Below are 17,204 nucleotides of genomic sequence, written 5' to 3' on the forward strand. Positions count from 1 at the left end.
GCGCGTGAGCTCTCTGGTCTTCGACCGCGCGCTCTACCGGCGCCGCCTCGCGGCGGCGCTCGCGGCCGGCTATCCCGATTTTCTGCTGGCGCGCTGCGCCGCCGATCTCGACGAGCGGCTCTCGGCGGTGCTGCGGCGCTTCGAGCGGGCGGCCGATCTCGGCTCGGCTCTGCCGCTGGCGGCGCCGGTGCTGCGGCAGAAGGCGGAGCACCTGCTGCGGCTGGCGGAGGCGCCCAGTGCCGGCGCCGACCTCGTTGGCGATCTCGAGGCGCTGCCCTTCGCGGCCGCCTCGCTCGACCTGACCGCCTCGCTGCTCGCCCTGCATGCGGTCAACGATTTGCCGGGGGCGCTGCTCCAGATCAGGCGCAGCCTTCGGCCGGACGGGCTGTTCATCGGCTGCCTGCTTGCCGGGCAGAGCCTGACCGAATTGCGCCAGGTTTTGCTTGCCGCGGAGGTCGAGGTCAGCGGCGGGGCGAGCCCGCGGGTCGCGCCTTTCGCAGACCTGCGCGATCTCGGCAGCTTGCTGCAGCGGGCGGGCTTCGCCCTGCCGGTCGTCGATAGCGAGCTCGTGACCGTGCGCTATGGCGATCTGTTCGGCCTGCTGCGCGACCTGCGCGCGATGGGCTGGGCCAATGTGCTGCTGGAACGGAGCCGCAAGCCGCTGCGGCGGGCCGTGCTGCTGCGAGCCGCAGAACTTTACGCCGAGCGCTTCTCCGATCCGGATGGACGGCTGCGCGCGAGTTTCGAGATCGTCTGGCTCTCGGGCTGGGCGCCGCATGAGAGCCAGCAGAAGCCGCTGCGGCCGGGTTCGGCGAAGGCGCGGCTGGCGGATGCGCTCGGCGTGACGGAAGTCGGCGCCGGCGAGAAGCCGGGCGGAGAGGGAGAGCGATGAGCGACAAGCCGGTGCGGCTGGGGCGGGCCGATTTCCGCCTGTTCCGGCAGATCCCGACGCGCTGGGCCGACAATGACGTCTTCGGCCACGTCAACAATGTCGTCTACTACAACTGGTTCGACACGGTGGTGAACGCCTGGCTGATCGAGCAGGGCTTTCTCGACGTGAAGGAGAGCGATGTCGTCGGCCTCGTGGTCGGCACGCGCTGCGACTATTTCGAGAGCGTCGCCTTTCCCGAGGTGGTCGAAGGCGCGCTCGCGGTTGAAAGGCTCGGGCGCTCCTCGGTGACCTACCGCATCGGGATTTTCCGGCAGGGCGCGGATCTGACGGCCGCGCAAGGCTTGTTCACGCATGTCTACGTCGAGCGCGGCCCCCAAACGCCTGTAGCGATCCCGGAGAAGCTGCGTGCGGCGATGAGTGGGCTCAGCATTTGAAAGCCGGGCCGCAAAAGTTGTTTCTCCGCCGGCTTCGGGCTATGCCCCGCCCTTAATGAGCGTTCCGCTCGCCCCGTCCGTCAGGAACAGGCCGCGTGATTCCCAACGACATCAAGATCACTCCCCAGCTGGTCGCCGAGCACGGGCTGAAGCCCGACGAGTACCAGCGCTTCCTGCACCTGATCGGCCGCGAGCCGACGGTCACCGAGCTCGGCATCGTCTCGGCGATGTGGAACGAGCACTGCTCGTACAAATCCTCGAAGATCCATCTGAAGACGCTGCCGACCAAGGCGCCCTGGGTGATCCAGGGCCCGGGCGAGAATGCCGGCGTGATCGACATCGGCGACGGGCTCGCCGTGGTCTTCAAGATGGAGAGCCACAACCACCCGTCCTTCATCGAGCCCTATCAGGGCGCGACGACGGGCGTCGGCGGCATCCTGCGCGACGTCTTCACCATGGGCGCGCGCCCGATCGCGGTGCTCGACGCGCTGCGCTTCGGCGACCCGTCGCACCCGAAGACGCGCCATCTGGTCTCCGGCGTCGTCGCCGGCATCGGCGGCTATGGCAATTCCTTCGGCGTGCCGAATGTCGGCGGCGCCACCGGCTTCCACCGGCGCTATGACGGCAACATCCTCGTCAACGCCATGGCCGTCGGACTCGCCCGCGCCGACGAGATCTTCTACGCCAAGGCCTCCGGCGTCGGTAAGGCGATCGTCTATCTCGGCTCCAAGACCGGCCGCGACGGCATCCATGGCGCGACCATGGCCTCGGCCGCCTTCGACGAGGGCGCCGAGGAGAAGCGGCCGACCGTGCAGGTCGGCGATCCCTTCGCCGAAAAGCTGCTGCTCGAAGCCTGTCTCGAGATCATGGCCGCCGGCCATGTCGACGCGATCCAGGACATGGGCGCCGCCGGCCTGACCTGCTCGGCCGTCGAGATGGGTGCCAAGGGCGATCTCGGCGTCGAGCTCGATCTCAACGCGGTGCCTTGCCGCGAGGCCCAGATGAGCGCCTATGAGATGATGCTCTCGGAGAGCCAGGAGCGCATGCTCATGGTGATCAAGCCCGGCCATGAGGAGCCGGCCGAGGCGATCTTCCGCAAATGGGGGCTCGACTTCGCCGTGGTTGGCAAGACCACCGACACGCTGCGTTTCGTCGTCAAGCATGACGGCGAGACGATGGCCGATCTGCCGATCAAGGAGCTCGGCGACGAGGCTCCCGAATACGACCGGCCCTGGGTCGAGACGCCGAAGCGCCCGGTCGTCGAGGCGGCGAGCGTGATCCAGCCGATGTCGAATGCCGAGGCCCTGCTCAAGCTGGTCGGCTCGCCCGATCTCTCATCGAAGCGCTGGATCTGGGAGCAGTACGACACCCTGATCCTCGGCAATTCGGCGGTGACGCCGGGCGGGGACGCGGGCATCGTGCGCGTCGAGGACGGGCCGAAGGGCCTCGCCATGACCGCCGACGTGACGCCGCGCTATTGCGAGGCCGACCCGTTCGAGGGCGGCAAGCAGGCCGTCGCCGAAGCCTGGCGCAATCTGAGCGCGGTGGGCGCGACGCCGCTCGCCGTCACCGACAACCTCAACTTCGGCAATCCGGAGCGGCCAGAGGTGATGGGCCAGCTCGTCGGCTGCATCAAGGGCATCGGCGAAGCCTGCCGTGCGCTCGATTTCCCGGTCGTTTCCGGCAATGTCTCGCTCTACAACGAGACCAACGGCGTCTCGATCCTGCCGACCCCGACCATCGGCGGCGTCGGCGTGCTCGCCGACGTGACCAAGCATGCGACCGTCGCCTTCAAGGCCGAGGGCGAGGCGATCATCCTGGTCGGCGAGACCAGGGGCTGGCTCGGCCAGAGCGCCTATCTCGCGACGATCTGCGGCCGCGAGGAGGGCGCGCCGCCGCCGGTCGACCTCGCCGTCGAGCGCCGCAATGGCGATTTCGTGCGTTCGCTGATCACGGCTGGTCGTCTCAGTGCGTGCCATGACCTGTCGGATGGTGGTCTTGCCGTCGCGCTCGCCGAGATGGCGATGGCGAAGGGCATCGGTGCCAACATCACGGCACTGCCGGCCGGCCCGGCTCATGCCGTGCTGTTCGGCGAGGACCAGGGCCGCTATCTGCTGGCGCTGCCGGCCGATGCCGCCGAGGCGGTCGTCGCCGAGGCGAAGGCGGCCGGCGTGCCGGCGCAGATCATTGGCAAGACGGGTGGCAGCGTGCTTGCCCTGCCGGGCGAGGCTGCCCTCTCCATCGCTGACCTGCGCAAGACCCATGAGAGCTGGCTGCCGGACTACATGGCCGGCAAGGCCGCCTGAGGAGATCAGCAATGGCGATGGACGCCTACGAAATCGAAAACATGATCAAGGCGGCGCTGCCGGATGCGGTGGTCGAGATCAAGGATCTCGCCGGCGACGGCGACCACTACGCCGCGACGGTGACCTCGGCCGCGTTCAAGGGCAAGAGCCGGGTGCAGCAGCACCAGATGGTCTATGCCGCGCTGCAAGGCCGCATGGGAGGCGTGCTGCATGCCCTTGCGCTGACGACGGCGGTTCCCCAGAATTAGAACGAATGCATCCAGCGGGCCTTGAACCCGCCCCAGGAGATCAGGACATGACCGACATCAATGCCCGCATCGACGCCGAGGTGAAGTCCAGCGACGTAGTGCTCTTCATGAAGGGCACGCCGCAGTTCCCGATGTGTGGCTTCTCGGGCCAGGTCGCCCAGATCCTCGGCTATCTCGGCGTGCCCTATAAGGGCGTCAACGTGCTCGAGGATCAGGAGATCCGCGAAGGGATCAAGGCCTATTCGAACTGGCCGACGATCCCGCAGCTCTACGTCAAGGGCGAGTTCATCGGCGGCTGCGACATCACCCGCGAGATGTTCCAGGCCGGCGAATTGCAGGCGCTGCTGGAAGAGAAGGGCATCGCCGTCAAGCAGGCGAGCTGAACTTCATCCGTCTCAAGAAAAGACCCGCGGCGCCAGCGCCGCGGGACTTTTCGTTTGGGCTACTTCGCTGGCTTGAAGGCGATGCTTCCGGCGACCTTGGCGATGCCGGGCTTCAGGCTGTCGAACTGGTCGGCATCGGCGATGGCGATCAGGCGCACGAAGCGGCCATCGGGGCCGACCGCCAGATATTGCTCGAAGCGCTTGCCGGCGCCGTCGTCGCCGGCGAGCAGATAGCCTTCGGTGCCGGCGAAGGGGCGCTTCTCGCGCGTTGAGATCGTCAGGCCGCCGAAGCCGCGGGTCTGTCTCAGCAGCGTTTCCGACAATTGCTCGATGGTAAGGCCCTGAGTGGCGGCGAGTTGTCCCGCCACGATCAGGATCGGCTGCTTGCCGGAAGGATCGGCATTCAGCTGCCCGACGGTCATCAGGATGCCGGAGCCGCCGAGAGTGTCCACGACCCGGAAGGGTTCGGCGGCCGCGACGGTGAAGGGCAGGGCGCCGATCTTGTCGGCCATGCTAGGCTCGCTGCCGAGGCTGATCGATTTCAGCAGGGTCTCGGCATCGTCGCCGTCGAAATCGGCGTCCTCGGGCGACTGAATGGTGACCAGGACGGTCTTGACGCCCTTCAGCAGGGCGATCCATTTGGCGAAGGTCACACCATTGGCCTTTTGGGTGCCGCTGAGCAGCGGCACCTTGCCGGCCGATGTCTCGACCTCGTCGCGGTCTTCGAGCTCCACGCCCTGGCGGGCGAAATTGGCCTTGGCCGATTCGAGATTGGCGAAGAGCGCGCTGAGTTGGGCATGCGCTTCCGCCGGCATCTCGACGATGACGATCGAGGCCTTGGTCTTCTCGTTCTGGAGGCCGGCAAAGCCGCTGGCCACGGTGAAGCCCTCGGGCGCGACCAGCGAGACCGTGGTGCCCGGGACGGCCTGCTTCTGTTGCGCGAAAGCAGGGACTGCGAAGGCCACGAAGAGCGCGAAAGCACCGGTGAGGATGGCGTGCCGTGTCGAAGTCGAGCGCATTGTGTCTCCTTCCGAAAGGCCGAAGCAGGTGGCGGCCCGGTCGGTCCGTTCTGCCCTTGATACCGGCTGGCCTAGGGCGACTTTGTGACGCGAGGTTCGGCAGTGGTGCCGGCGGGTGACGCCTGGCTCACTTCACCAGGAGCCAGTCGTCGACGACCAGCGCGTCGAGCCCCGAGGTGTAGAACATCAGGATCGCATCCTCGCTGGTGTGCAGGATCGGCTTGCCCATGATGTTGAAGGAGGTGTTGAGGATCACCGGCACTCGGGTGAGATCGTGGAAGGCCGAGATCAGCGCGTGATAGCGCGGATTGCGCTCTGCCGTGACGCTCTGCAGCCGGCCGGTGCCGTCCTCGTGGACGACGGCCGGGATGCGTCCGCGCACGGCTTCCTTCCAGCTCAGGGTGCGCTCCATATAGGGCGAGTCCTGATAGTCCTCGAACCAGTCCGGGCCGTGCTCGGCCAGGATGGAGGGGGCGAAGGGCCGGAAGGCCTCTCGGTACTTCACCTTGGCGTTGAGCAGGTCCTTGGCGTTCGCCGGACGCGGGTCGGCGAGGATCGAGCGGTTGCCGAGGGCGCGCGGGCCGAATTCGGCGCAGCCCTGGACCCAGCCGACGAGCTTGCCTTCGGCGAGCAGGCTTGCGGTTATCGGGGCGATCTCGTCGACCTCGAGCTTGCGCAGGCGCGGCTCCCAGGCGGCCATCCGCTCGAGAGGCTCAGTCGAGACAGCCGAGCCGAGATAGGGGCTCAGCGGTCCCGATGGGGGGCGCCAGCCGGGGTTGGCCTCGGCGTAGGCGAGCCAGGCGGCGCCGAGCGCATTGCCGTCATCGGCCGGGGCCGAGGGCACGTGGACGCGGGCGAACCCGTGGCGGCCCACGATCTTGCCGTTAAAGGAGGAGTTCAGGGCGCAGCCGCCGGCGAGGACGAGGTTCTCGGAAGGGCAGAGTGCCGCGGTCTCGGCGAGCAGCGCGGCCATCATCTCGGCGAAGACGTCCTGGCCGCAGCGGGCGAGGTCGGCCCAGCCCTGGTCGAGCGCATCGGCCGGGCGGCGGGCGAGGATCTCGGCGCCGACCTCCCGGACCGTCGCGGCATCGGCGAAGGAGAGCTTTGTGCCTTCGATCCGGTAGAGCCGGCGCAGCAGCGCCAGCAATTCCGGGTCCTGCCGGCCATAGGGGGCGAGCCCCATGATCTTCCATTCCTCGCCCTTGGCCTGGTCGAAGCCGGCAAGATCGGTGACGAAGCCGAAATAGAAGCCGATCGAGGCGCGCCCGCTATGGCGCTTGAGCTCGGTGATCTCACCGTCCCTGAGCGCGAAGATCGCCGAAGCGCCGGTCTCGCCCATGCCGTCGACGACCAGGCAGGCGGCGTCGCGGAAGGGCGAGGACCAGCAGGCATAGGCGGCATGGCTGAGATGGTGGCCATGGCGCGACAGGCCGGTGATCCTGGCCTCGCCGAAGGCGCGGTCGAGCCCGATCAACGTGCCGCGGCCGGCGCGCTGCTGGGCAAGATGCAGCGAGGCGATGAAGGCGCGCTCGGAGCGCTCCTGCACCATCGAGCGGTTGAACTCCGGCGAGAGCTTGAGCAGGGCATCGAGCGTGAAGGCGCCGCTGCGGTCCATCTGCGCCAGGAAGTCGGTGAACTCGGCGCCCCAGCTGGTGGCGAGGCGGATCTCCGCGCCGCGGGGAATGTAGCGCCTGAGCAGCGATTCCATCCGCGCCGTGGTGTCCGGCTCGCAATTGGGCGCGCGCTTGTACTGGAGATAGCGCTCGGCGGCTTCCGCGAAGAGAACCTCGCCATCCGGGCCGACAATGGCGATGGCGGGGTCGTGGAAGGTGGTGGCGAGGCCGATCGTGTAGGTCATGCCGACGGGTTTATGGAGCACCGGGCCGGCAGAGGCAATGTTGGGACCGGTCAGGCCCCGCGGGAATCAGCGGCCGAGCGCCGTCCGGATCAGGGCCAGGGCGTCCGGGCCGGCCCATTCGGCGGGCCCCTGCAATGTCGCGAGCTCGCAGCCCTGCGGATCGACCAGCAGGCTCACCGGCATGCCCTCCGCCTTCTTGGCGGCGCGCAGGTCCTGGAAGACCTTGGCCTCGGGGTCGGCATAGTAGCTGAGGCCGACAACGTCCTTCTTCGCCAGCCACTCCTTGGGCTTGTCGAGGTTGCGGGTGTCGATGTTGACGGTGACGACCTCGAAATCCGGTCCGCCGAGCGTCTTCTGGAGCTTCGCCAGCGCCGGCATCTCGAGCAGGCAGGGCGGGCACCAGGTCGCCCAGAGATTGACCAGCACGGTGCGCCCGCGCATGGCCGAGAGGCTCGTCGGCTTGCCATCGGGGCCGTTGAAGGCGAGGTCCGGCATGGGCGCCGACCGTTGCGGCACCTGGATGCCGGCGACTTCGCCCTTCACCAGCGGCCGCAGCTGCGCGAGCTTCGTCGTCGCGGCGCTGCAAGTGGAATTGCCGGCTCCGCCCTGCCCGGAGTAGAAGGCGGCCACGCCGCCGAGCGCGACCAGAACCAGCGCGCCGAGGGCCACCGCCATTTTCGAACGAGACGTCATCGTGCGTCCTCAAGAGCAGGAAAGATCGCCGTGAGCAACCGCATGTGGGGTGGGCGTTTCGCCACAGGTCCAGACGCCATCATGGAGGAGATCAACGCCTCCATCGATTTCGACCAGCGCCTGTGGCGGCAGGACATCAGGGGCTCGCTCGCGCATGCGGCCATGCTGGCCGCGACCGGGATCCTGACGCAGGACGACGTGGACGTCATCGCCAAGGGACTCAAGGGCATCGAGGCCGAGATCGAGGCCGGACGCTTCACGTTCTCGCGCGCGCTCGAGGACATCCACATGAACATCGAGGGCAATCTGCGCGAGCAGATCGGCCTTGCCGCCGGGCGCCTGCACACGGCGCGCTCGCGCAACGACCAGGTCGCGACCGATATGCGGCTCTGGGTGCGCGATGCGCTCGACCAGCTCGACGAGCAGGTCGCCGATCTCCAGCTCGCCCTCGCCGAGAAGGCCGAGATCTATGCGGGTGCGGTGATGCCGGGCTTCACCCATCTGCAATCGGCGCAGCCGGTCACCTTCGGCCATCACCTGCTCGCCTATGTCGAGATGCTGGCGCGCGATCGCAGCCGGCTCAAGGATGCCCGCGAGCGGATGAACGAATGTCCGCTCGGTGCTGCCGCACTCGCCGGCACCTCCTTCCCGATCGATCGTCACATGACGGCAGAAGCGCTCGGCTTCGCGCGCCCGACGGCGAATTCGCTCGATTCGGTCTCGGACCGCGATTTCGTGTTGGAGACCCTGTCAGCCGCCTCGATCTGCGCGATGCACCTGTCGCGCTTCGCCGAGGAGATCGTGCTCTGGGCGACGCCGCAATTCGGCTTCGTCAAGCTCTCCGACAAGTTCTCGACCGGCTCCTCGATCATGCCGCAGAAGCGCAATCCGGACGCTGCAGAGCTGGTGCGCGGCAAGGCGGGGCGCATCTTCGGCTCGCTCCAGGCGCTGCTGACCATGATGAAGGGCCTGCCGCTGACCTATTCCAAGGACATGCAGGAGGACAAGGAAGGCACGTTCGACGCGGTCCAGACCCTGTCGCTCTGCCTTGCCGCGACTGCCGGCATGGTCCGCGACATGCAGCCCGACCTCAAGGTGATGAAGAAGGCGGCGGGCCTCGGCTACGCGACCGCGACCGACCTCGCCGACTGGCTGGTGCGGGTGCTGAAGATGCCGTTCCGCGACGCGCACCACGTCACCGGGCGCCTCGTCGGCATCGCCTCGGCCAAGGGCGTCGGGCTGGAGAAGCTCTCGCTGGCGGAGATGCAAGAGGTCGAGCCGACGATCACCGATGCGGTCTTCGCGGTGCTCGGCGTCGAGCAGTCGGTGAAGAGCCGGGTCAGCTATGGCGGCACCGCTCCCGCCAATGTGAAGCGGCAGGCCAAGCGCTGGCTGAAGCAGCTGGCGAAGGACGGAGCCCGGCCTGCCCGGGCTTGACCTGAGCCTCACTTGAAGGGGATTCTCGGGCCGGTGCTTCGCTGCGCCCGAGAATGACGCCCCATGAGCCTCGCAAGCCGCGGCGCCATTCGCTACACTGCCGTCCGAACACCGTCCGAGGATTTTCTTTCGTGCCGCATTCCCGCCTGAAACTCGGCCGTGCCGTTCTGCTGGCCAGCCTGCTCGGACTTGCGCTTTCAGCCTGCGGCCGCAAGGGCCCGCTCGAGCCGCCTCCGAACGCCAAGAACGCCATCGCCCTGCCGGACAAGCAGATCGGCGCCGTCGAGAACACACCGCCGACCGCCATGGACGCCTCGCCGCTCGGCAAGCCGGCGAAGACGAACAAGGTGATCCAGGTTCCCGAATCCTCCTTCGTGCTCGACCCCCTGCTCTGAGCTGACGATGCATCACTTCGCCTATCGCGACGGCGCGCTCTTCGCCGAGGATGTCGACCTGCGCGAGATCGCGGAGAAGGTCGGGACCCCCGTCTATGTCTATTCCTCGGCGACGATTGAGCGGCATTACCGGCTCTACGAGCAGGCCATGGCGTCGATCACGCCTGGCCGGAAGCCGCATGTCTTCTACGCCATGAAGGCGAACAGCAATCTCGGCGTGCTGAAGACGTTGGCGGCGCTGGGGGCAGGGGCGGATACCGTTTCCGAGGGCGAGATCCGCAAGGCGCTGGCGGCCGGCTTTCCGCCGGAGCGCATCGTCTTCTCCGGCGTCGGGAAGAGCGAGGGCGAGCTTGCCTTCGCAGTCGAGGCCGGGATCTACCAGGTCAATATCGAGAGCGAGAGCGAGCTCGACTTGCTGTCCCGTGTCGGCGAGCGGCTCGGCCGGCGTCAGGAGGCGGTCTTCCGCGTCAACCCGGATATCGGGGCCGGCGGTCACGCCAAGATCACGACGGGCTCCTCGGCCAACAAGTTCGGCGTCTCCTTCGAGGACGTGCACCGGCTCTATGCCCGCGCGGCCAACATGGCCGGCGTCAGGATCATGGGGCTCGCCGTGCATATCGGCAGCCAGATCCGCGAGACCGGCGCCTTCGAGGCCGCCTACGCCAAGATGCGCGACCTCGTCCTGGCGTTGCGCGAGGAGGGGCACCGGGTCGACCGGCTCGATCTCGGCGGCGGTCTCGGCATTCCCTATGAAGTCCCGCGGGATTTCGACCATGGCCCCGGCCTGATCGAGGCCTATGCCGGCATGGTCGGGAAGCTGACGGGGGGGCTCGATGTCGAGCTCGGCTTCGAGCCGGGCCGATTGATCGTCGGCAATGCCGGCATCCTGCTGACCAGGGTGCTGCACCTCAATCCGCGCCCGACCAAGCAGTTCCTCGTCGTCGACGCGGCGATGAACGACCTGATGCGGCCGGCGATGTACGAGGCCTATCACGAGATCTGGCCGGTCGCCGAGCCGGCGCCGGGCACGGCTGCGGTCGCCTATGACGTGGTCGGGCCGATCTGCGAATCAGGTGACACCTTCACCACCGGGCGCGAACTGCCGCAGCAGAAGCCCGGTGACCTGATCGCCTTCATGACCGCCGGAGCCTATGGCGCCAGCATGTCCTCGACCTACAACCAGCGCCTGCTGGTCGCCGAGGTGCTGGTGAAGGGCGATCAGTTCGCGGTGACGCGGCCAAGGCAGAGCTATGAGGAGCTGATCGGCACCGATCGGTCCCCGCCCTGGCTCTCCTGACGCAGCTTCACGATTCCCGGAGCGCCTGGGCGATGCCGCGCTTCCGCGCTGGTCATGCCACATTCCCGTGCTAGCCTTGCTGTCGTCTGAGAGGCATGGAGCCGCGAGGCGCGGCTCGGAGCGTCGGAATGGATGATAAGCCGCGCCGCACGGCGCTCGACCCGGTCGCGTTGATCCGCCGGAGGCTCGAACGCCTCGCGGCCGGTTCGCGGTTGTCGCTGGCCTGGGAGCGGCTCTGGCCGCGGCTCTGGGCGCCGATTTCCGTCGTCCTGCTCTTCCTCGCAGTCTCATGGTTCGGCCTCTGGCTGCACCTGCCCTGGTGGGGGCGGGCCGGCGGTGCCGTGCTGTTCGCCGCCGCCTTCGTCGCGAGCTTCTGGCCGATCATCCGCGACCGCTGGCCGAGTCGGCGCGAGGCGCTTGCGCGACTCGACCGCTCGATGGCGGGTGCCCATCGCCCGGCGACCGCGCTCGAGGACAGCCTCGCCGTGGGCGGGCGCGATCCAGTTTCGCAGGCGCTGTGGAAGCTGCACCTGCAACGCCAGAGCGAGCATGTGGCGGCGCTGAAGGTGAGCGCGCCGCGGCCGCTGATGGCCGGGCGTGACCGGTTGGCGTTGCGCGCCGTGCCGCTGCTCGCGGCCGTCACCGGCTTCTTCATCGCGGGACATGAGGTCTGGCCCCGGCTCTCGGCGGCCTTCGACTGGCGCGGCCCGGCTGCGGCGACGGCGCCGGTGCGGATCGACGCCTGGATCGACCCGCCGGCCTATACGCGCCTGCCACCGATCCTGATCGATTTCTCCAGGCTCGCCAGCCCGCGCTTCAACGTTCCCGAGAAGTCGACTGTGGTCGTGCGCATCGCCGGCCGCAGCGCGATGGACGTCGCCACCACCGGCCGGCTCGATGCGCTGCCGGCCGACGACAAGGCAGCACCGGCGGGAGCCGGCAAGCCGTCGGAGGCGGCCGTCGCAGTGCTCGAGAAGCGCTATCTCCTCGCCGGCGATGGCACGCTGCGCATCACTGGCAGCGGCGCCCCGGAACAGACGCTGAGCCTGCACGCGGTGATCGACGCCAAGCCCGAGATCGCCTTCGTGGAAGCCCCCAAGCCGGTGAGCGGCGTGCAGGGAGGGCTCGGCATCGGCTACCGCGCCAAGGATGATTACGGGGTCTCCGCCGTCGAGGTGATCGTCTCGCGGGCCGGACCGCTGACCGCCGGTCGCTCGCTGGTCGAGGCGCCGAAGCAGACGCTGCCGGCGCCGTCCTCCGCCTCCGGCGAAGAGGAGATGAAGAGCACGGTCGATTTCTCGGCCCATCCCTGGGCCGGCGCCAAGGTGAATATGAGCCTGCTGGCGCGCGACGAGGCCGGCCAGGAAGGACGCAGCGAAACGCTCGAAGTGGTGCTGCCGCAGCGCGTCTTCAGCAAGCCGCTGGCCAAGGCGCTGGTCGAGGAGCGCCGCCGGCTGGTGATGAATGTCGAGACGCGCAAGCGCGTGCAGCTCGCCATGGATGCGCTGATGATCGAGCCCGAACGCTTCATGAAGGAGACCGGGGTCTATCTCGCCATGCGGATGATCAGCGAGCGCCTGCGCCGTGCCAGCAGCGACGACCAGTTGCGCGAAGTCGCCGATCTGATGTGGGGCCTCGCCTTGCAGCTCGAGGATGGCGATCTTTCCGATGCCGAAAAGGCACTGCGCGCTGCCCAAGAGAACCTGCAGCAGGCGCTTGAGCGTGGCGCCTCCGAGGAGGAGATCAGGAAGCTCACCGAGGAAATGCGGCGGGCGATGGATCGCTACATGCGCGAGCTCGCGCAGCAGATGCAGCGCCAGCAGCAGAATGGCGAGCAGAACCAGGCGCAGCTGCCCGAGAACTTCCGCACGGTGACGCCGCGCGACCTGCAGAACATGCTCGACCGGATCGAGGAATTGTCGAGGCGGGGCGACATGGCCGAGGCGCAGCGCCTGATGGAGGAGCTCAACAACCTCCTCAACAACCTCAAGACGGCGCGGCCCGGCCAGCAGGACCAGCGCCAGCGCGAGATGAACCAGGCGCTCGGCGATCTCGACCGGATGACGCGCGAGCAGCAGCAATTGCGCGACGAGACCTATCAGCAGGACCAGCAGCGCCAAAATCGGGCGCAGCGCGGCCAGCGGCCGGGCCAGCAGCAGGCCCGTCCCGGACAGCAGGGCCAGCGCCAGCAAGGGCAGCAGGGCCAGCGCGGGCAACGCGGCCAGCAGCCGGGGCAGCAACCCGGCGAGCAAGGCGAGGATGGCGAGGGCGAGGACGGCCAGAACGCTGAGGGCGGCCAGGGCCAGGGGCAGGGCCTGTCGCAGCGCCAGCAGGCCCTGCGCGAGCGCCTGCAGGAGCTGCAGCGGCGCATGCGCGGCATGGGCGCCGATCCGGGCGAGCTCGGCGAGGCCGAGGACGCGATGCGCGAGGCCGAGGGGCAGCTCGGCCAGGGCCAGGAGGGCGAGGCCGTCGATGCACAGGGGCGGGCGCTCGACGCGCTGCGCAAGGGCGGCCAGAACCTCGCCCAGCAGATGCAGGGCCAGCCCGGCGAGGGCGAGGGCAATGAGAACGCCTATGGTGAGCCCGATGGGCGCCCGGCGGGGCGGCCTTCGGCTCAGCAGCGCACCCGCGACGATCCGCTCGGCCGGCCGCAGCGCCAGCGCGACTGGGCCGATGGCCGGGTCCGCGTGCCCGGCGCCGACGAGAGCGCGACGCAGCGGGCGCGGCGCATCCTGGAAGAGCTGCGCCGCCGCCTCGGCGATCCCTCGCGACCGCTGGAAGAGCTCGACTATCTCGAGCGCCTGCTGCGGCGGAACTGAGCGCCAGCCTCGCACCACGCTCGGGCTCGACCCCGGCATCTCGGGCCGGAGTAGGCGTGGGTCGGCGGCCTCGTGTCGGGAGGTTCTCGGGTCTGCGCTTCGCCTCGTCCGAGAATGACGGCGAGCCTCCTGCTCGGGCCTGGCGGCAGATCAGCAGGGATGCCGCGCCGAGTTATCCCCGTTCCGGAAAACCGGTGCATGATGCCCGCAGCCATGGGGAGCGCCGTCATGTCGATGAAGGGATCGCGAAGCCGCAAGAAGCCCGCCGCGCCGGTGCCGGCCGAAGAGGTTCCGGCCAAAGAGGTTCCGGCCAAGGACGTGCTGGTCGCCGAGCCTGATCTCGGCGTGACCGTGGCGCGGCTCGCCCGGCTCGCCCCGGTCGGCAAGGCCGAGATCATGGCGAACATCGCCCTGCATTTCGAGCGGCTCGCCGCCCAGGCCGACGTGACGACGCGGTTGCGGGTCTGCCATTTCCTGGCCCAGGCGGCGCATGAGACCGACCGTTTCCGGACGCTGGAAGAGCAGGGCGGTCCGGCCCAGTTCGCGCGCTATGAGGGGCGCGCCGATCTCGGCAACACCGAGCCCGGCGACGGGGCGCGCTATCATGGCCGCGGCGTCTTCCAGCTCACCGGCCGGGCCAATTACCGGCGCTATGGCCGGATGCTGAACGTCGATCTCGAGGGCCGGCCGGAACTCGCACTGGATCCACGGATCTCGATCCAGATCGCCTTCGCCTATTGGCGCGACCGCAATCTCAACGCCGCCGCCGACCGCGACGACGCGGCGCGCGTCACGCAACTGATCAATGGCGGCGCCAACGGCCTCGCCGACCGCCGGCAATTGCTGGCGACGGCGAAAGGCATCTGGGTTTAGATCGGGCGGCCTGCCCGGGGGACGAAATCGATCCGGATCACCCGTCGGCCGCGATAGGTCGGAATTCACCCGATCGGCTTAAACCTTTCGCAACGGCAGGCGGCCATAACGGGCGCGCCGCTCGCCACCTGCCGCAGAGTATGCCTTGCCGCTGGACTACAATTCGCTGCTGACGGCCTTTGCGCTTTCCGGTTGCGGATTGGCGATCACCTTCTTCGTCAGCTGGCTGGCCTCCAGGACGGAACGATTCCTGATCGCCTGGACTTTCGGCGTGGCGTTCATGGCGCTCGGCGTGTTGATCTACAGCTGGTACGCCCAGACCATGTCGCCGGCTGTCGGCGCCGCCGGATACACGATCCTGCTGACCGGCCTCGCCTTCGTCTTCGGCGCCGGCCGTGAGTTCCGCACTGGCATCCTGCCCTGGCGCAGCATGACCGTCATGGCGATCGTCTCGTCGCTCGCCATGGCCGTGCCGATGCTGGCCGGCTACAATGGCGTCGCCATCGTCATGCTCAATGTGGCGGCGACGATCATCCTCCTGATCACGGCCTGGGATTACTGGCTCGGGCGCGCCGAAGCCCGGTTGGCCATCCCGCTGCTGACGGTTCTTTACGCCGTGACGGGGCTTTCCTTCGTCCCCTGTGCCATCCTGCTGCTGCTGGATGGCGAGTGGCGCCTGTCGCAGGCTCCATCGAACTGGGCCGAAGACCTCAACATCGTCGTCTGCCTGCTCACCCTTTCCGGTATCGGCGCGCTGTCCCTGGCGCTCAACCAGGCGCGGCTGGCGCGCGGCCACAAGCGCGATGCCGAGATCGATCCGCTCACCGGCCTGCTCAACCGGCGGGCGCTGCTCAGCCGTATCGAAGACATCAAAGGCCCCGCCGCGCTCATCATCTTCGACATGGACCACTTCAAGACGACCAACGACGTCCATGGTCATCTGGCAGGCGACGAGGTGCTGCGAAGCTTCGGGAAGATCCTGACGCTGTCCGCCCGATCAAAGGGGCTCGCAGCGCGGCTCGGAGGCGAGGAGTTCGCGCTGCTGCTGCCAGGTGCCTCGCTGGTCACGGCGGCAAAGCTGGCCGATGGCGTGCGCAGGCGCCTCGCCAAGCGCCATTTCAGCGGGAATGGCGGTTCGTTCACGAGCACTGTCAGTGCCGGTGTCGCCTGGTCCGAGCAAAGCGTCATCGATTTCGACACGCTCCTGCACGACGCCGACAAGGCTCTCTATGCAGCCAAGCGGAACGGTCGCGACCGGGTCGCCGTCAGCACGGACGACACGGAACTCCTGGCCCATAGCTGGCCGCCGGCGGAGGGCCGACGCGATGCTGCCGAGCTCGTCCGACTCAAGGTCGGCTAGCGCGAAAGGCGATGCGAGCCGGCCGCGCTGCTCAGCCGTGGCCGGCCTTCAGCGCCTGGTCGAGATCGGCGTAGAGATCCTCGACATCCTCGATGCCGGTGGAAAGGCGCAGCAGATCGGGCGGGCAGGGCGAACCGGCGCCCTCGATCGAGGCGCGATGCTCGATCAGGCTCTCGACGCCGCCGAGCGAGGTGGCGCGCTTGTAGAGCTCGACATGGGCCGCCGCCTTGATCGCGGCCTGCTCGCCGCCGCTGACCTGGATCGAGAGCATGTAGCCGAAGCCGCCCTGCATCTGGCGCGCCGCGATATCGTGGCCGGGATGCTGCGGCAGGCCGGGATAGAGCACGCGCGAAACCAGCGGATGGGCCGAGAGCTTCTGGGCTAGTGTCATGGCCGAGGCCGACTGGCGCTCCTGCCTGACATGGAGCGTGCGCATGCCGCGCATCAGCAGGTAGGCCTCGAACGGGCCGAGAATGCCGCCCTGTCCCTTGCGGACGGTCTTGATCCGGGCCCAGAATTCGTCGTCCTCGCGGGCGCAGAGCGCGCCAGCGACGACGTCGGAATGGCCGTTCAGCACCTTGGTCGCGGCGTGCATGACGATGTCGGCGCCCAGCGTCAGCGGGCGGGTATGGACCGGGGAGGCGCAGGTCGAGTCGACTGCGAGCCTCGCGCCGGCGGCATGGGCGATCTCGGCGACGGCGGCGATATCGGTGATGGTCCAGAGCGGGTTCGACGGCGTCTCCGCCCAGATGAGCTTGGTGACGCCGGGCTTCACCGCGGCCTTCAGCGCGACGAGGTCATCGGTCTCGACGAACTCGATCTTCAGCCCCCAGCGCGTCGCCTCGGTCAGGAGCCAGGCCCGCAGCGCCCAGTACATCACCTTGGAAGCAACGACATGGTCGCCCGGAGAGAGCGCCTGGAACACGGCCGTCGCGGCGGCCATGCCGGAGCCGAACAGCAGGGCGCCGGCCTTGGCTTCCTCGAGCATGGCGAGCACGGCCTGTGCCTCGTGCACCGTCTCATTGTCCGGCCGGCCATAGATGAAGCCCGAGGAGTAGGCGTTGTCCTCGTCGCGGATATAGGTGGTCGAGACGTGGATCGGCGGCACGACCCCCTTGGTCAGCGGGTCGATCTTGCCCATGGCCTGGGCGGCGAGCGAACGGGGATGCAGCGGGCGCTTGGTCATGGGC

15 protein-coding genes are annotated in these 17,204 nt (G+C 68.3%); 11 read left to right on the forward strand and 4 right to left on the reverse strand.

The window, feature by feature from the left end; all coding sequences use genetic code 11:
* Window positions 1-4: 4 nt before the first annotated feature.
* The 5 genes from AC1REK_RS15015 to grxD all read left to right on the forward strand — a co-directional run bounded on the left by AC1REK_RS15015 (window position 5) and on the right by grxD (window position 4,263).
* Entirely contained in the window at window positions 5-892 is an 888-nt protein-coding gene (locus AC1REK_RS15015) for a methyltransferase domain-containing protein (RefSeq protein ID WP_492269431.1), read from the forward strand.
* On the forward strand, window positions 889-1,326 hold the full coding sequence (locus AC1REK_RS15020) for an acyl-CoA thioesterase (protein WP_492269430.1): 438 nt from the start codon (window positions 889-891) through the stop codon (window positions 1,324-1,326). The genes AC1REK_RS15015 and AC1REK_RS15020 overlap by 4 nt, the downstream gene beginning before the upstream one ends.
* Window positions 1,327-1,421: 95 nt before the next feature.
* Window positions 1,422-3,632 carry a phosphoribosylformylglycinamidine synthase subunit PurL gene (purL, locus tag AC1REK_RS15025; protein ID WP_492269429.1) on the forward strand — a complete coding sequence of 737 codons (2,211 nt, stop codon included), beginning with the start codon at window positions 1,422-1,424 and terminating at the stop codon, window positions 3,630-3,632.
* An 11-nt stretch (window positions 3,633-3,643) separates the two neighbouring features.
* Window positions 3,644-3,880, forward strand: a complete 237-nt coding sequence (locus AC1REK_RS15030) for a BolA family protein (RefSeq protein WP_492257881.1) — start codon at window positions 3,644-3,646, stop codon at window positions 3,878-3,880.
* A 47-nt stretch (window positions 3,881-3,927) separates the two neighbouring features.
* Complete coding sequence (gene grxD, locus AC1REK_RS15035; protein WP_066477491.1) at window positions 3,928-4,263, forward strand: Grx4 family monothiol glutaredoxin; 336 nt, start codon at window positions 3,928-3,930, stop codon at window positions 4,261-4,263.
* Window positions 4,264-4,322: 59 nt separating this feature from the next.
* On the opposite strand, the gene AC1REK_RS15040 is transcribed toward grxD, so the two are convergent.
* The 3 genes from AC1REK_RS15040 to tlpA all read right to left on the reverse strand — a co-directional run bounded on the left by AC1REK_RS15040 (window position 4,323) and on the right by tlpA (window position 7,833).
* Window positions 4,323-5,282: a hypothetical protein gene (locus tag AC1REK_RS15040; RefSeq protein WP_492269428.1), complete on the reverse strand. Its 960-nt coding sequence runs from the start codon at window positions 5,280-5,282 to the stop codon at window positions 4,323-4,325.
* Window positions 5,283-5,409: 127 nt separating this feature from the next.
* Window positions 5,410-7,140, reverse strand: a complete 1,731-nt coding sequence (locus AC1REK_RS15045) for a carbamoyltransferase family protein (RefSeq protein ID WP_492269427.1) — start codon at window positions 7,138-7,140, stop codon at window positions 5,410-5,412.
* Between the two features lie 66 nt (window positions 7,141-7,206).
* A complete protein-coding gene (gene tlpA, locus AC1REK_RS15050) occupies window positions 7,207-7,833 on the reverse strand; it encodes a thiol:disulfide interchange protein TlpA (protein WP_492269426.1) in 627 nt (208 codons plus the stop codon).
* Between the two features lie 30 nt (window positions 7,834-7,863).
* Between tlpA and argH the strand changes: the two genes are divergently transcribed.
* The 6 genes from argH (at window position 7,864) to AC1REK_RS15080 (ending at window position 16,014) form a co-directional block, all read left to right on the forward strand.
* Window positions 7,864-9,270 carry an argininosuccinate lyase gene (gene argH / locus AC1REK_RS15055; protein ID WP_492269425.1) on the forward strand — a complete coding sequence of 469 codons (1,407 nt, stop codon included), beginning with the start codon at window positions 7,864-7,866 and terminating at the stop codon, window positions 9,268-9,270.
* A 131-nt stretch (window positions 9,271-9,401) separates the two neighbouring features.
* The gene (gene lptM, locus AC1REK_RS15060; RefSeq protein WP_316019025.1) at window positions 9,402-9,665 is read left to right on the forward strand and encodes an LPS translocon maturation chaperone LptM; all 264 of its coding nucleotides are present in this window, start codon (window positions 9,402-9,404) and stop codon (window positions 9,663-9,665) included.
* 7 nt (window positions 9,666-9,672) lie between these two features.
* Complete coding sequence (gene lysA, locus AC1REK_RS15065; protein ID WP_492269424.1) at window positions 9,673-10,962, forward strand: diaminopimelate decarboxylase; 1,290 nt, start codon at window positions 9,673-9,675, stop codon at window positions 10,960-10,962.
* 128 nt (window positions 10,963-11,090) lie between these two features.
* Window positions 11,091-13,781, forward strand: a complete 2,691-nt coding sequence (locus tag AC1REK_RS15070; RefSeq protein WP_492269423.1) for a TIGR02302 family protein — start codon at window positions 11,091-11,093, stop codon at window positions 13,779-13,781.
* Between the two features lie 228 nt (window positions 13,782-14,009).
* The gene (locus AC1REK_RS15075) at window positions 14,010-14,654 is read left to right on the forward strand and encodes a glycoside hydrolase family 19 protein (RefSeq protein ID WP_492269422.1); all 645 of its coding nucleotides are present in this window, start codon (window positions 14,010-14,012) and stop codon (window positions 14,652-14,654) included.
* A 145-nt stretch (window positions 14,655-14,799) separates the two neighbouring features.
* Window positions 14,800-16,014 carry a GGDEF domain-containing protein gene (locus tag AC1REK_RS15080; protein ID WP_327522726.1) on the forward strand — a complete coding sequence of 405 codons (1,215 nt, stop codon included), beginning with the start codon at window positions 14,800-14,802 and terminating at the stop codon, window positions 16,012-16,014.
* Between the two features lie 31 nt (window positions 16,015-16,045).
* Here the strand turns inward: AC1REK_RS15080 and AC1REK_RS15085 are convergent, their stop codons facing one another.
* A complete protein-coding gene (locus tag AC1REK_RS15085) occupies window positions 16,046-17,200 on the reverse strand; it encodes a trans-sulfuration enzyme family protein (RefSeq protein WP_492269421.1) in 1,155 nt (384 codons plus the stop codon).
* Window positions 17,201-17,204 lie beyond the last annotated feature (4 nt).

This window comes from Allobosea sp. GW823-FHT02B03 (assembly GCF_058797755.1).